12 protein-coding genes and 1 riboswitch are annotated in these 15,357 nt (G+C 35.6%); of the genes, 4 read left to right on the top strand and 8 right to left on the bottom strand.

Annotated elements, in window-relative coordinates; all coding sequences use genetic code 11:
• Positions 1 to 67 precede the first annotated feature (67 nt).
• From KP78_RS13275 to KP78_RS13270, 3 genes are all read right to left on the bottom strand, one after another.
• Complete coding sequence (locus tag KP78_RS13275) at positions 68 to 2,296, bottom strand: DEAD/DEAH box helicase (RefSeq protein WP_052474815.1); 2,229 nt, start codon at positions 2,294 to 2,296, stop codon at positions 68 to 70.
• 317 nt (positions 2,297 to 2,613) lie between these two features.
• On the bottom strand, positions 2,614 to 2,781 hold the full coding sequence (locus KP78_RS20325) for a hypothetical protein (protein WP_162835599.1): 168 nt from the start codon (positions 2,779 to 2,781) through the stop codon (positions 2,614 to 2,616).
• Positions 2,782 to 3,093: 312 nt separating this feature from the next.
• Positions 3,094 to 4,164, bottom strand: a complete 1,071-nt coding sequence (locus KP78_RS13270; RefSeq protein WP_041089624.1) for an LLM class flavin-dependent oxidoreductase — start codon at positions 4,162 to 4,164, stop codon at positions 3,094 to 3,096.
• 485 nt (positions 4,165 to 4,649) lie between these two features.
• Here KP78_RS13270 and KP78_RS13265 point away from each other — a divergent pair, with 485 nt between their 5' ends.
• From KP78_RS13265 to KP78_RS13255, 3 genes are all read left to right on the top strand, one after another.
• A complete protein-coding gene (locus KP78_RS13265; RefSeq protein ID WP_041089622.1) occupies positions 4,650 to 5,246 on the top strand; it encodes a DUF5317 domain-containing protein in 597 nt (198 codons plus the stop codon).
• A gap of 156 nt (positions 5,247 to 5,402) precedes the next feature.
• Positions 5,403 to 7,214: a diguanylate cyclase gene (locus tag KP78_RS13260; protein ID WP_041089620.1), complete on the top strand. Its 1,812-nt coding sequence runs from the start codon at positions 5,403 to 5,405 to the stop codon at positions 7,212 to 7,214.
• 252 nt (positions 7,215 to 7,466) lie between these two features.
• Complete coding sequence (locus KP78_RS13255; RefSeq protein WP_041089617.1) at positions 7,467 to 7,700, top strand: hypothetical protein; 234 nt, start codon at positions 7,467 to 7,469, stop codon at positions 7,698 to 7,700.
• 23 nt (positions 7,701 to 7,723) lie between these two features.
• Here KP78_RS13255 and hprK read toward each other — a convergent pair whose 3' ends face one another.
• Positions 7,724 to 8,659: an HPr(Ser) kinase/phosphatase gene (hprK, locus tag KP78_RS13250; protein WP_041089615.1), complete on the bottom strand. Its 936-nt coding sequence runs from the start codon at positions 8,657 to 8,659 to the stop codon at positions 7,724 to 7,726.
• Positions 8,660 to 9,328: 669 nt separating this feature from the next.
• Here hprK and KP78_RS13245 point away from each other — a divergent pair.
• On the top strand, positions 9,329 to 9,958 hold the full coding sequence (locus KP78_RS13245) for a LysE family translocator (protein ID WP_041089613.1): 630 nt from the start codon (positions 9,329 to 9,331) through the stop codon (positions 9,956 to 9,958).
• A gap of 81 nt (positions 9,959 to 10,039) precedes the next feature.
• Here KP78_RS13245 and KP78_RS13240 read toward each other — a convergent pair whose 3' ends face one another.
• The 4 genes from KP78_RS13240 to KP78_RS13225 all read right to left on the bottom strand — a co-directional run bounded on the left by KP78_RS13240 (position 10,040) and on the right by KP78_RS13225 (position 14,687).
• Positions 10,040 to 10,252 (bottom strand): hypothetical protein, encoded by a 213-nt coding sequence (locus KP78_RS13240; RefSeq protein ID WP_041089611.1) that lies wholly within the window; start codon positions 10,250 to 10,252, stop codon positions 10,040 to 10,042.
• A gap of 71 nt (positions 10,253 to 10,323) precedes the next feature.
• Entirely contained in the window at positions 10,324 to 11,826 is a 1,503-nt protein-coding gene (locus tag KP78_RS13235; RefSeq protein ID WP_052474814.1) for an aldehyde dehydrogenase family protein, read from the bottom strand.
• Between the two features lie 58 nt (positions 11,827 to 11,884).
• Entirely contained in the window at positions 11,885 to 12,988 is a 1,104-nt protein-coding gene (locus KP78_RS13230) for a 5-methyltetrahydropteroyltriglutamate--homocysteine S-methyltransferase (RefSeq protein ID WP_041089609.1), read from the bottom strand.
• Between the two features lie 109 nt (positions 12,989 to 13,097).
• Positions 13,098 to 13,194, bottom strand: a riboswitch (SAM riboswitch).
• A 221-nt stretch (positions 13,195 to 13,415) separates the two neighbouring features.
• Positions 13,416 to 14,687, bottom strand: a complete 1,272-nt coding sequence (locus tag KP78_RS13225) for an ATP-binding protein (RefSeq protein ID WP_041089607.1) — start codon at positions 14,685 to 14,687, stop codon at positions 13,416 to 13,418.
• Positions 14,688 to 15,357 lie beyond the last annotated feature (670 nt).

Genomic DNA, 15,357 nt, shown 5'->3' with positions numbered 1-15,357 from the left:
ACTATATTGTTCTATAAAAGATTTTCTAAAAAAAAAACAATCATCCGCCGCTACACAGATGATTGTTTTACGTCCATTCCAGTTGTCTGATGAGACGCTTTTTAAACTGCTTTGACAAAACACGAGCAATGGTTGCGTTTGAAGTGTCACTACGAGCATATGGGAGGTTAATCCAAGTAGCCTGATCGTCTATAATTAATAATGGAAAAGTACATGGTTTTTGAAGGTTTGCCTCGATTACATTTCCTTCTAGACCGGCTATTGATCCTAAGCCATACAGCTTTATTGGTATCTTCATAACAGATCTAAGTGATGTGATAATAGAAGGATGAAGAAGAATATTTTTAGGCATATAAAGTTTAATACTGCCTTTGGCTAAAGTCAGATCCTTAATCAAACGTTCCGGAACTGGACCTGTATGCCAACTTATTTGCTTATGAGCTTTTCTACCAAGTTCATGGGAAAGTCTGTTCAATGAAGCAATAGCTCCTAAGTTTGCACTGTGATTTTGGAGCTGTACCATAGCATTTGAAGTGGTTAAATGACGACTAAACACCTCTTCATTTTGTAGATGAATAAATTTTCCTCTAGCACGTGTAACCGCAACGTTCACAAGCCCTCTATGATTCGCCCCGCTAAATAACCGTCCTGGCATACAATCGTGATCCACAGTATCAAATAATATAATATCACTCTCTGAACCCTGAAATCGATGAATTGTTGCAGACTCGACACTGCAATTCTCATCCTCCCAAAAAATAGCTAACATTCCTTCCATCCATTTTGCTTGCGCTCGATATGGGGTGATATAACCAATTGATTTTGCTCCTGATTTTGCTGCTTGAAGCATAAAGGTAATGCTGATAAGACTTGAAAGAATGTGAAAGCGCGAACCGTTAGATTCTTGCAAAGTTGACATGCCGAGCCCACGCGTATTAATCATTTTTATAGCATCACCTGGAAAAGGCGAATAAGCAGCAATTGCTTCTCGTTCCTTTAATACCGAATGATGATCACGCACATATCCATCGTATATAAATTGATTTGTAAAGGATGAAATCGCTGGATGCATCCGGCGCTGTTCGTTTAAAATAACGAGATGCTGATGAGATTTATGACTATTTACACTGCTAACGATCCCAGCATGATGGAAAACATCCTGCGCCATCCATTTCTTTACTAACGGATGAAACGAAGTAGTAACAGCCGGAAGTTGCTTAAAGTCTCCACACACTACAGTGTGCTGACCAAGGGTTGCAGCAAATGCAATTTGAGGTACATAAGCCATGCTCGCTTCGTCGATGATGACCACATCTACGTCAAGCTTATGAATAGTTTGATCCAGCATAGCTTTTGTAAGTGTAGTACCAATCACATTGGATGCTGCTACAAGTTCCCGCTCTTTTTCATTCCATTTCATTTTTAGCAGTGCCATTTTTTCTTCAAGTTGATTTAATTTCCCTAGATCGTCACTTTTACCTCGTTTTCCCAAACGTCCAGTAAGGCGCTTTCTTCTTGAGGTTCCTTTTTGTATCTTTTCAGCAAGATCAGGATAGTTCATGATGAGCTGATCTTCAGGTAAAAGTCCATTTATTTTACCAAGACTTGGATTAGCAGCAAATCCGTAGCGAATAATTCCTTCTTCAGTCCACTTGCCTTTTCCCTCTAAAAATTCAGCTAATTCTAACATAAGTACATCAATAGCAGCATTACTGTGGGACAATAGAAGCACTTTTTTGCCCTTTAAATATAATGCAGCCGCAAGACGAGCTAGTGTATATGTTTTACCAGTACCAGGCGGACCCCAAAGATAGGTGGCGTGATTGTATAGAGATCTTAAAAAAAGTTCATGGAGAGTCGATGTCGTTTTATCCGCTGGATGAAAATCAGGTTGATTCGGTATAATCGTTCTTATAATACGCTGACGTTTGTGCGTATCCTCTTCCGCTTCTACCAGTGTATCTCCTAGTTTTTCTAAGAGCCTCCATGGTTCAAGGGTCATAAGTGCCCGTTCATCTATCTCCTCGAGTTCACCGTCAAGGTCCAGAATGACGTTCATATTCGTAACGGATAGTAATGTTCCTCGGATATGTGCTGTACAGTGGAGCGTGATCGGCACCCCTTCTGGAAGCTTATTATTATGGTCAATTGAATACTGAGCAATCGTTTGACCATTTTGACTAAATACTATGCGCCCTTGCTGAAGTCTTATACCGTGATTGGATCTTGATTTAACAGCAGTTATTTCCGCTTGCAAGGCAGTTTGCCACTGTGAAAACCACTCATTCATGAACATCTATATATTCCTTTCATAAAGCACTAAAGCTTTTTTCATATAATAAAATTTCCAATTCCAACTATACAATTTTTAAAAAAGTATCAATGAACGAGCATACTGCGTAGAAAACAAGAAATAAATACTATTGGTTATTAACAAAATTTTTATATATATATCCTAAAAGATTTCAATACTACTTAAAAATCACTTTTAAAAGTACATTCAATCACGAGTACTTTTATTGGTAACTTTTTTTATGTTTAAATAATTTCAAAAAGAAAAACCCTCAAAAATTTGGGGGTTTATAAAAACAATCCAACTACTTTATTTAGGAATTAAACGGTAGCCGTTTCGTTTAGGCATTCTTCATATAAACTGATTAGCTCTCGATCATCCATGGCCATGACTTTTTCTTCCGTTAAATTAGCTGCTGAACTTAATACTACTCGTTCTTTCTCAAATCTTTCCATTTCAGTTAATGAGTAATACTTAAATGTTAACATGGTTATTGCCCCTTTATAAAAGATTGTAGTAACCGTCAATTAATATAGTAGTAATATATATCTATCGAGACTACCTTATCAAATTTGTCAGAAAATGCAAAAATCATCCATGCCCAATAAACAATCTTATTATCTGTTTTATCGTCATATTTCGACAGTTTTTAATAAGAATTTTATTATAGCTTGTAACTTAATTTGAAGTCAATTAGTTGGTTTCATGTCGATTATCTGACAATCACGCTGGATATAAATAGAATGGTTGATTATATGAAAAAAAAAGCCCTTTTAATATAGGATTTTTCTTTCCCTATATCACTTATTCGTCGCACGACGTACAACAGGAGCAATTTCTGTGGCTAAGCGCTCAATACTTTCGATTATTTTTTTTAACGGCAAGCCGCCTATATCAACCTGCGCCATAAAGCGCTGATGACCAAATAACTCGTGCTGGTGGAGAATTTTTTCAATTATTTGTTGTGAGCTGCCAACAAATAAACCTGTTTCAGGACTTGCCATTTGTTCAAAATCATCTCGAGACATCCTAGAACCCATTCCGCGCTGAGCATTGATATATTTCCAGTAATTTGAGTAATAAGGAAAGAACTCGTCCTTAGCTTGCTCGAATGTCCTTGCGAAGTAACCATGTCCCGTGACAGCCACTTTGAGATTTGCAAGATGATGTCCTGCATTGAGAGCCGCTTTACGATAAATGTCAACCAGTGGTTTAAAACGTGCAGGAGGTCCCCCTAGAATCGCCAGGGCTATTCCGGTACCGAGTCTGCCAGCACGAGCGGCACTCTCCGGCGTTCCGCCGACACCCACCCATATCGGAAGCTCTTTTTGAGTCGGTCGGGGCGCAATCTCTGCCTCGTTTAATCTTGATCGAAATGTACCTTGCCATGAAATTTTCTCATTTTTATTCAATTGTAAAAACAGCTCAATATTTTCACCGAAAAGCTTATCATAATCGTTTAGATCATATCCAAACAGCGGAAAGGATTCAATAAATGCTCCACGGCCAGCGATAATTTCCGCACGACCGTTTGACAGAATATCAAGCGTTGCATAATCTTCAAACAATCGGACAGGATCCACCGTACTTAGGACTGTTGTCGCACTCGTTAATCGAATGTTTTTTGTATGTTGTGCAATTGCTGATAACACTATAGGTGTTGCTGACACAGCGTAATCTAATCGGTGATGCTCCCCAACACCAAAAACATCTAAGCCTGCCTCGTCAGCAAGCTTAGCCATTGATATGATTTCCTGCAAACGTTTTTGCGTATTAGTTCCTATTCCTGTTAGGGGATCAGATGATAGATCACCAAATGTATATAAACCTATTTCAATTCCTGATGGACCTGCAGACTGACTATTTTCCATTGTAATTTCCTCCTTGCAAGCTTAATATGCTGTAAAGCGATGAAAATACAATCCATTATGGTAGAGATTAAATCAAAAATCTTCAAGTTTCTTTATACATATTAATCCTATAATACTTTGCTCAAATTTTACACATTAACATAATACATAGGAAGCAAAAAATATTTAAACAGAAGGGGAAATTAATAAATATTCACACCAACTATTTTTTAGGTTAATAATCACCGCTCATATATTAGAGCAAAAATCTTCATTTATGATACGCTTTAAACCCTTTTATATTATTATTATGCCTTTCTTCCTAAATCTTTTATAAGCTTTTTTGTTCAGTAAATGCTTAAAAAATGATTGATTTAGGATGTGAACTGCACTAAAATAAAACATAGGAAGAAAGGAATAATTATCCTTTAAAATTAAATTTATGTAATAAAACTATTAATTATACTAAAACCTAGCAATTCAAATTTAATTAGGCGGTAGATAAGATGGTTTTTGATGGAATACTGTTATCATTTATTGTAGGGTTTATACGAAAAGGAAATTTAAAAGGACTTGCGCAGCTTAAATTAAAGCATGGCTGGGTCTTTCCACTTCTATTAATTTTTCAAATTTTCATTTTCCTTTTCCAAAATGACTACGAGTGGCTTGCCAATGCAAGTGGTTACTTATATATTTCTGTCTATATTGTGGGTCTCTACTTTTTATTTATTAACCGCCACCATAAAGGATTCGTACTCATTTCTATAGGCGTATTTCTTAACTTTTTAGTTATAGCCGTGAATGGTGGAAGAATGCCGGTTTCATTAGAAGCTGGCGCATTATTGGATCCAAACTATTTAGATGTACTTAAAGAGGATTTGTATGCAAAGCATGCGATATTAACTGAAGCAACTAGACTAGGATTTCTTGGAGATATAATTCCCTTAACCGATCCGTATCCTCGTTCTCAAATCGTTAGTATTGGTGATGTGATCATGAATATCGGGGTGTTTGTTTTCATCCAATATTTAATGCTTCATCATATTAAAGAAAAAAAAACCGAGGCTGCCTCTATTCAATTAAAAGGAGGTGAAGCAAAATGACAAAACTAAAAGGCATCTTATTTAACACAATTATTATTGGATCACTAATCGTAGCATTGACATCTGGAATGAAGCTTATAGGCTAAATGATTAAGGGAGAAGCATGGAGTCTACTAGCTTCTCCCTTCTACTATATATAAATTGCGAGTGATAAAAATGAATGCGTTGAAAATATCATCAAATATTTATTTGATAACAGTTTCTCTTATAGGATGTATGACGTTCGTTTTATTCCACAAATTCGATTTCCATTCAGCTTCTGAAACTGTGATGACTTATGCAATGATCGGATCTGTCTTACTCTTAACTCATTATACATTTCAAATACCGCCTGAAAAAAATGCTCTTTCAATGGATTCTGCTATATATTTGGCAAGTTTATATGTATTCGGCCTTGAATTAACGTTGAATGTGTTATTTTTCACTTCGATTATTTATGCTCTTTATCAATGGAAAATTACCCGTTGGAAACATTTTTTCAATTTTTCTATTTATAGCATCATGATCATTTCATGTTATTTTCTTTTTATATTTTCTGGGGGTGAAATTGGCACAATTAATTCAGAAAATTTATTGCCTTATTTTTTATCGTTAAGCCTATACTTTGCGATAAATTCAGTCTTAATAGGCATGTATTTTATCCTTTCTCATTCCGAGGATTTAGTATCAGTATTTAAAGGAATTTATAAAGATAAAACCTTGTTAATCAGCTATACCTCTACACTATTACTCTCATTGGTAACAGGAGTCTTAATTCAAGAAGAAGGTATTTTTGGTCTCTTCTTATTTGTATGTATTGCCCTGCTATTATCAATTGCGTTTAACCAGCATTTCCAGTTGTTTATGGATATTTCAAAAAAAGCCAATAAAGATTTTCTTACAGGTTTAAATAACCATGGGTACTTTAAAGAGATTTTGGAAAAAGAAGTTACTGCTGCTAAAGAAAGCGGTGTGCCGTTGTGTGTAGCTCTTCTGGATCTTGATGATTTTAAGAAATACAATGATTTGTTTGGTCATATACACGGCGATCATTTGCTTAAAAAATTCGGATGCCTTCTAGAAACAGAGTCAAAGGCGAGAAATCATGTTGCTGCCAGGTACGGCGGAGAAGAATTTTCAATCATTATGCCTAATACTACCAGTAGAGAAGCGATGCGTTTTATAAATGAACTTCGTAAAAAAGTTAATGACACCTACTTTGAAGGTGTAGAAGCACTTCCTTACGGATGTTTATCCTTTTCAGCTGGTATCGTAGAAAGTGATAAAGGCACCTATAACTCATCTGAATTGTTAAAAAAAGCAGACCAAGCGATGTATCACTCAAAGGCACAAGGGAAAAATTTAGTTCAAATCTTTAGTGAGGAGCATACTAAAAATAGTTTAAAAGGTCCTCTTACATATAATAAAGAGCTCGAATCAGCGGAACAGCAATTAAAAATCTTTTTATCTAAAGATATCTATACATATCGCCACAGCAAGCGAGTGTTTCAATATGCCGTTGATTTTGCTAGAAAACTAGAATTAAGCGATCATGAAAGAAGAATTATGACCCTCGGTGCACTCATTCATGATATTGGGAAGTTGGAAATTCCAAGGCACATCATTAATAAGAAGACGAGGCTTGATCCGCATGAATGGGAAATGATGAAAAAACATGTAACTTGGGGAAAAGATATTATATCAGCCAATAAGCAGTTAGAAGAGACCATCCCCCTCGTCGAGCTGCATCATGAACGTTATGACGGAAAGGGCTACCCACATGGTTTAAAAGGAGAAAATATTCCAAAACTAGCGCGAATATTATGCATTATTGATTCCTTTGATGCCATGACAACGGAAAGACCGTATCAAAAAACAAAAACATTTGAAGAAGCGATAGTTGAGTTGAAAACTTGCTCTGGTACTCAATTTGATCCTAAATATGTTGGACCTTTTATTGAGCTAATTGAGCAGCAATACAATATATAAGACGTACGAACTAAAAGAATAAGCTCTCTTCTTCTTTTAGTTCGTTATAAATTGAATTTCTCCTTAAAAAGCATTGCAATTCGTCGTAATTTCACAAAAAAACTGCTGAATTTTGTCAGCAGTTTTTTTATTTTCTCTGGAACTAGTATAAAAATCAAAATTTATGGCTATCTGGCATGATTTCTTCACTGACACGTATGCTTAAGTAAAAACATAAGATCATCATGTCTATATTCTATATGGAGGTGCATCATGCTAAGGAAGGTATATTGGATCAAACTAAACGATACACTTGATAAATTAACGGCAAAGGTGGGATTTAGAAGGGTTAGCGACAAACTATATGAACCTTATGAAATTACAATTGAAAGTTGGAAAAAAGAGGTAGATGATTGGCAGTATCGCGGCAATCAACCACCTGAAAGAGTAGTACAATTAGAGCAACATCAAGACATTCAATCATTCTTACAAAATCTCGGCATCTAGTGGAGTAAGTTCTTTTACCGGACTTATTTTACTTCTTTCTGTTCGTCCATAATTGCCTTTGCCAATCGATTTGCGAACTGTTCAGCTGAATTAATCCCCATTTTCTTCAAGCGAAAATCCATTGCCGCTACTTCAATAATGACGGCAAGGTTTCTTCCAGGCTGGACAGGTAATGTGATCTTTGTCACTTCAGAATCCATGATTTTGATCTTTGATTCATCTAACCCAAGCAAATCATAATCCTTGTTTTGATCCCATACTTCAAGGTCAATGACAAGGGAAATTTTTTTATTGCTTCGAACAGCACCTGCACCAAATAAAGTCATTACATTAATAATACCGAGACCTCGAATTTCGAGTAGATGCTCAATCAATTCAGGTGAACTGCCAATAAGGTTATTTACATCTTCTTGCCTAATTTCAACACTATCATCTGTAACCAACCTGTGCCCTCTCTTAACGAGCTCCAGAGCCGTTTCACTTTTGCCTACCCCGCTTTTTCCCGTAATCAGAACGCCAACACCATATATGTCCACTAGCACTCCATGAATAGCTGTTGTCAATGCTAGTTTGCTTTCTAAATAATTCGTTAAACGGCTCAAAAAACGTGTTGTTTTCATCGGCGTTCTCATTACGGGGACCTGGCTATACTCTGATGCCTCTATTAACTCTTCGGGAACCTTATTATTGCTTGATATAATAAACCCAGGTGTAGTAAGTGTACAAAGCTTTAACATTCTTTCCTTTCGTTCTTTTACAGACAAGAGTTCAAAAAAAGACATTTCCGAGAGCCCTATTAGTTGAATTCGTCTAGCAGGATAGTAGTTAAAATATCCGGCCATTTCTAAACCTGGTCTAGAAATATCGCTCGTTGTAACAGGACGATCGATTCCTTCTTCACCACTAACAAGCTCAAGATTAAACTGTTCAATAATTGCCTTTGTTGTGATCTTAACCACATCAGTTCCCCCTTGATCTTGTTTTTCCGTTGGAATCAATTAATCTTACAGGATTGTCCATACATCATGTAATTAACCATCAAAAAAAAGAAATGGTACAATTATTTAATCAACATTTACTCGATAAATCAATATTTATACCCTCTCTCAGCAGAAAACTAAGCTACCCATGTGAGAAGCTTAGTGGTTTATTTATTGGTTATATTTTTTAAATCTTTTTTCATTTTGTAAATAGCGTTCATATCTATTGATATGCTTTTTGGATCGTTTAATTCCAAAAAAATTTCAATTTTATACTTTATTTATTTCGACAGTTTTTACATACCTTGATTAAAACATTGGAATCTGTTTTATGTGCATATAATAGTTTGATTCTTTTTTTTGCACATAGCGGGCATTGTCCTCTCCCTTTTGAAGGTAGCTTTTTTAATGATTTTCCTCGATATCTTTTCGCCATTCTCACTCATCCTTATTCATAAAGATATTTACTTTATTAAATGTTGGGATGCAATAAAGATTGATAGGCATTTAGACTCTTATTTTCAATAATTGAGATTTTTATTGAATTTTCTATACTAACAGAATTAAGCTATACACAAATTTTGAAAAATATGATATACATTATAAGAGAGCTGATCATTTTCAGAATAATAAATCGAGGTGTTATCTTTGTTTGGTATTATTAATTTTGAGTTATTCTTAATGACAGCACTTCTGCTAAATCTCACACCTGGTACTGATACGATGTATATTGTGAGTAGGACTATTTCACAGGGCAGACAAGCAGGTGTTTTTTCAGCACTCGGAATTACGACAGGTACTATTTTCCATACCTTGTTAGCTGCGTTTGGTTTATCAATTATTTTAATGAATTCTGTGCTATTATTTAATGCCATTAAAATCATTGGAGCAATATATTTAGTTTATCTTGGTCTAAACATGATAATCACTAAGTCTTTGAAAAAAGAAAATAGATCCATCCCTACTGAATTTACAAAAAGAAAAATCTTCATTCAAGGAATGATTACCAATATTACAAACCCAAAGGTTGCTTTATTTTTTATTGCATTTCTACCACAATTTATTAACCCCGGTACAGCAAGTCCTATTCCCTTTATTATTTTGGGGCTTACATTTACATTCACAGCGGGGGTATGGTGCTTAGCAATTGCTTACTTTTCTTCATTAACGACGAAGAAAATTAGAAATAACGCGACAGCTGGAATGCTATTAAATAAAATAACTGGCATTGTATTCATTGCTATGGCTGTCAGCTTATTTAAAACGAAAGCTACATAACCAGCTCAAAAATACCCCTCATCCTATACAAACTGGATAAGGGGTATTTTCATTAATTCGTCTATAACAATTTTCAGAAAATCAAGTGCATCCTTCACACTCATAAAAGCTGTCTTTAGCGTTTGATGTTCTTTTTACATTTCCTACATAAACATCTTCTACTTCAACCATTTCAAAATCGGCAATTCGTTCTTGAACACCTTTCCTGGCATCTTCTTCCGTTAGACCATTATAACTCCAGTCCCCCTTCTTATTGATGGACGGAATTTCATATTCAAACCAAAATTGCAGCAACGCTAAAAACCTCCTTTGTATATCGAAGTTCTTTTATTAATGGATTTAAAAAATTTTAATGGAATCGGTGATTAAAAAGGATATTGACGTGCACCCTTTTGAACAGAAATCCATTTCGTGATGGTCATTTCTTCCGCAATCCATTCATGGCCGAATCGTCCGAGTCCACTTGCTTTAACTCCCCCAAAAGCCACATTTGCCTCTGCTTGAACGGTTATATCGTTTACATGCGTCATGCCCGCTTCAACTTCAAGTGCTAGTTTTTCTGCTCTTTCAAGATCGCTTGTGAAAATAGCAGAGGATAATCCATATTGTGTAGCGTTGGCAAATTCAATCGCCTCTTCGTCACTTTCAGCAGGAATGATTTGTGCAACGGGACCGAATATCTCGGTTTGAGCAAGTGTTGAATTATTTGGAACATCTGTAAACACATAAGGATGTATCACATTTCCTTCACGTTTTCCTTCAAGTGCAACAGTTAAGCCGTCTTTTTTCGCTTGTTCGATAAAGCCAACAATTTTATCAGCCTGACGTTCATTAATAACCGGACCAATATTTGTTTCGGGATTTTTTGGGTCACCAACTTTTAATCCTTTAACCTGTGCTACAAATTTTTCAACAAATTCGTTGTACACGTCTCTTTGAACAATAATACGGTTCGTACTCATGCAGATTTGTCCATTATGAACGTATTTGCCGTATACCGCCGCTTTAACTGCTCGATCCACATCCGCATCGCTAAGTACTACAACAGGACTATTGCCGCCAAGCTCAAGTGCAAGATGCTTTAAGTGCTCTCCTGCAACCTTACCAATATGTCTTCCAACAGCAGTTGAGCCAGTGAAGCTGATAAAAGGAGAATTCGGATTTGTTAGAAATTCATCTCCTGATTCTTCTAAATCCGTTAAAATCGAATTAAATACACCTGCTGGCAGACCTGCTTCTTCAAACGCTTTTGCGTAAATTTGACCGCCCGTAATCCCTGTTTGCAGGTCTGGTTTATGAACGACACTATTCCCAAGTGCAATCGCAGGAAAAATCGTTCTTGCCCCCAGATTCATTGGAAAATTAAACGGAGTAATGGATGTAATAACTCCAAGTGGTAAACGATACACCTTATTTACTTTACCAGGTATGAATGAAGGGTATTCTTTTGGCACATAAACTTCATTGACCATTTTTTGTGCTTCCTGTAATTCATCAAGCGTAATGATGATTTCTAAATTCGCTTTTAATGCAGTACCGCCCGATTCACGAGTTATAATTTTGATAATTTCTTCTTTATTCCGTTCAATATATTCCTTTACTTTCTGCAGAACTTCTTTTCTTTGTTTTGATGTTGATTTTGCCCAATCCTTTTGTGCTTTTTTTGCTGCTTCAAATGCCTGCTTGATTTGGTCTACATTTGCCGGCTTAACTGTCGTAATAACTGACTGGTCATATGGATCCGTAATATCAATACTTCTTTGACTTTTTCCTTCTACCCACTCACCGTTTATATAGCTTTTATTCAATGTTTCATATTTTGAAACAGCTGTTTGAGAACGTTTATTTTCATTGATAACGTTTGACATGATAGTTTCACTCCTTTGTATAATGCGCAACACATTTTTCACTTAAAGTTAGTGAATCTTATTTCCACACATCTTCGGCAATCCCGACAACGTGACCCAGCTTGTCCCATTGCTGTTCTTCGGTAAGCAAATTCCCTTCCTCCGTTGAAGCAAATCCGCACTGTGGGCTTAAACAAAGCTGATTTACATCAATATACTTAGCTGCCTCTTTAATACGGTTCTTAATAACCTCCGCCTCTTCAAGTTCACCGTATTTTGATGTAACAAGTCCTAAAACAATTTGTAAATCTGATCTTTTGACAAATCGAAGGGGTTCAAACCCACCGGAACGGTCATTGTCGTATTCAAGGAAGAAGCCGTCAATATTTAGTCCTCCAAAGATTGTTTCTGCAATTGGTTCATAGCCACCGGATGAAATCCATGTTGATCTGAAGTTACCACGGCAAATATGCATGGTTATTTTCAAATCATCCGGGCGATCCGCCACTGCTTCATTAATTGTTTTTGCGTAAAGAGCAATCAGTTCATCAGGATCGTATCCACGTTTCTTTACCTGCTCACGTTGCTCATCTGAACAAAAGTAAGCCCATGATGTATCGTCCAGCTGCAAATAACGGCAGCCCGCATCATAAAAAGCTTGAATCGCTTTTTTATATGTATGGGCTAAGTCGCTAAAGAACTCTTTTTCATCACTGTATACATTTTTATCAATTTCGCCTCTAAAATGAAGCATGCTTGGGCTTGGAATCGTCATTTTCGCCGTAGCATCACCTGCAATACTATGTAAAAATTTGTAATCTTCAATCATTGGATGATTGGTGAAATCTAATTTCCCTGTTACTTTAATTGCACGAGATTTTGTTTGTTTTTGATGGAATTGGATTCCATTGTCTGTGTCATAGCCTTCGACACCATCAAGCTCTTCTAAAAAATCAAAATGCCACCATGCTCTGCGGAATTCACCATCTGTAACAGCCTGAAGTCCTGCTTGTTTTTGCTTTTCAACAATGCGAATAATTTCTTCGTTTTCAATCTCACGAAGCTGCTCAGCTGTTATCGTACCTGATGCCTTTTTTAATCGTGCTTCTTTTATTCTCTCAGAGCGAAGTAAGCTCCCTACCTGATCAGCCCGAAATGTCTTTTTTGCAATTGAATTTACCAATGAATACAACTCCCTCAATCAAAATATGTGCTAAAAAAATCAGCATAAAAGAAAAAACCTCTTCCAAGGAAGAGGTTTTATCATATAAAACAATAAAATAAATCTGCTCCTCCTATCTTCCAAGTAAAACTTGCAGGAATTGGCACAGTCAAAATGCTGTTGCCGAGATTTCACAGGGCCTGTCCCTCCACCTCTCTAGATAGAAATTTAGAATATTTAATTTATACAAATATTAAACCTTGTGAGAATGCATGTCAAACTATTTCTCTTAAAATAATCTTTGCATCTATCAAACCAGTGAATGATTTTACCAATTATCTAGCTTTTTCTCCTTTCCTATCTAAAAACATTATGGTTAAAGTCATTTCGTTTGTTCATTATTAAGAACAATCACCATGTCGGAATAGACTCAATATTTGCATCCTCGCTACCCAATCTGAGAATGGACGATTGGTAATTTAATAGAAAAACAAGTCCCTTTCCCTTCCTGACTCTCTACATCAATTTCCCCCTCCATACCGCGTATAATACTGTATGAAACCATCATTCCGAGGCCCGTCCCCTTTTCTTTTGTTGTAAAATAAGGCTCGCCAAGCCGGTTAATTTGTTCCTGCGTCATACCCTTTCCTTCGTCACGAATATTTATTTGTATATAAGGGTGCAGACTGGTTAGATCAATTTCCAATTCTCCACCTTTTTGCATAGATTCAACACCATTTTTTAATATATTAATTAAGCATTGCTGAAACTTTTTTCTTTCTCCAATTACAAATATATTTGCATTATTTATTAAAGGGAATCGAACATTAACTCCATTCATATTTGCAAAGGGAATAATAATCTTGACTGTATGTACAATCTCATCAAGTACATTTATTTTTTCTTTCTTTTCAAGGACCGGCCTTGCAAATGTCAAATAATCATTAATGATTTCTGTTGCACGATCTAATTCTTCAAGCGCTATTCCAATGTATCTTTCTCTCGAATTTTTACTCGTATCTTCATCGGATAACAGTTGAACAAAGCCTCTCGTAATAGTAAGTGGATTCCGAACCTCATGAGATATACTGGCTGCAAGATGACTTACAGTCTCTAGTTTCTCCGCTTTTATTATCTTTTCTAGTACTTCTAAATTTGTTCGAATAACCTCCCATAGAATTGTAGTAAAGAACATACATATAACATTTGATGCAATATATTGCGACCATATAAATATGTCCATTGCTACATCAAAAAACAGCTCCAAAAAAATAAGTTTAGTCACAATTGAAACGAAGATTAGCGAACAACAAGCTAATAGTTTTTGAATTAATGTCAGTTTTAAATAATATTTTGAAATGGTTAAAAGTAGTAGAAAGAGAATGGAGTATGAAAATACAATGACATAAAATCCATCGCCTCCTAATAGAAAACGAACGACTAATATAATGGCCAATAAAATCCCACCTAATTTATAGCCTCCATATAAACCACCAATAATAAATGGAATCGCACGAAGATCCCAGATATATTGATCATCAATTGCAATCGGAAAAAGCATACACAAAATAATAGATATTGCAGGAACAATCAAAAATATCCATTTTTTCAATTCTTCAATTCGATATTTATATTTCAATAAAGAAAACGTTTGCACCAGCAGTAATGGCAGAATAATAAATAAGAAATTTACCAGTAAATCCTTTGTTGCAAAAATCATCACGCCACCATACCTTTATTTAGATTTTTTAATTCAGTACTGAGAATTTTACAATATAGCTAATCGAAAACATTTTACACAAAACCTTTTCAAAAAAATGTCGAACTATCATTCATCTTAAAAGTTTTTTTACTGCATTAAGTAAGTAAATCAACTCATTAACTTTCAAAAGGGATTGAGTAGCGTTTTCCCATCCATTCAGTTCAAACATTCATTCTTACTTTCTTAGATATTAGGAACAGAATAATAAAAATAGCTATTTTGAATACACAACTTAAAATTCGAAGGTATTAACATGATTACCAAATAGCAAAAGTAGCTGTTTTTGTAGATAATCATCAAATAGCGGAATCATCTTGGTCTGATAAAGCCGGCATTGAAATTGTGGAGGTCCATGCAATGGAAGCGAATGGAACTTGACTTGAATTAGCTCCTAAAATATTGATACTTGACTAGTCATTTATCCAGAATCGAAGATGAAAGGCTTAAAAGAGAAGAAAGCATCATGAAGGTGTTATAAAAACCTCTGAAAAGTTAAAAATCAAACGGGGTGAATTTTTATGTGAACAAGAAGTCATGGTATGGTGCTCCTACATACTATTTAAAGCGGAGGAAGGCAATGCATTTTTATTGTAACAATAGCTGTTTAACCTTGTTTAAATTTGTCTGC

It is taken from the genome of Jeotgalibacillus soli, from assembly GCF_000829435.1.
GTDB lineage: Bacteria > Bacillota > Bacilli > Bacillales > Jeotgalibacillaceae > Jeotgalibacillus > Jeotgalibacillus soli.
Note: the sequence above shows the minus strand (reverse complement) of the source record. Positions and strands in the feature narration are given on the sequence as shown.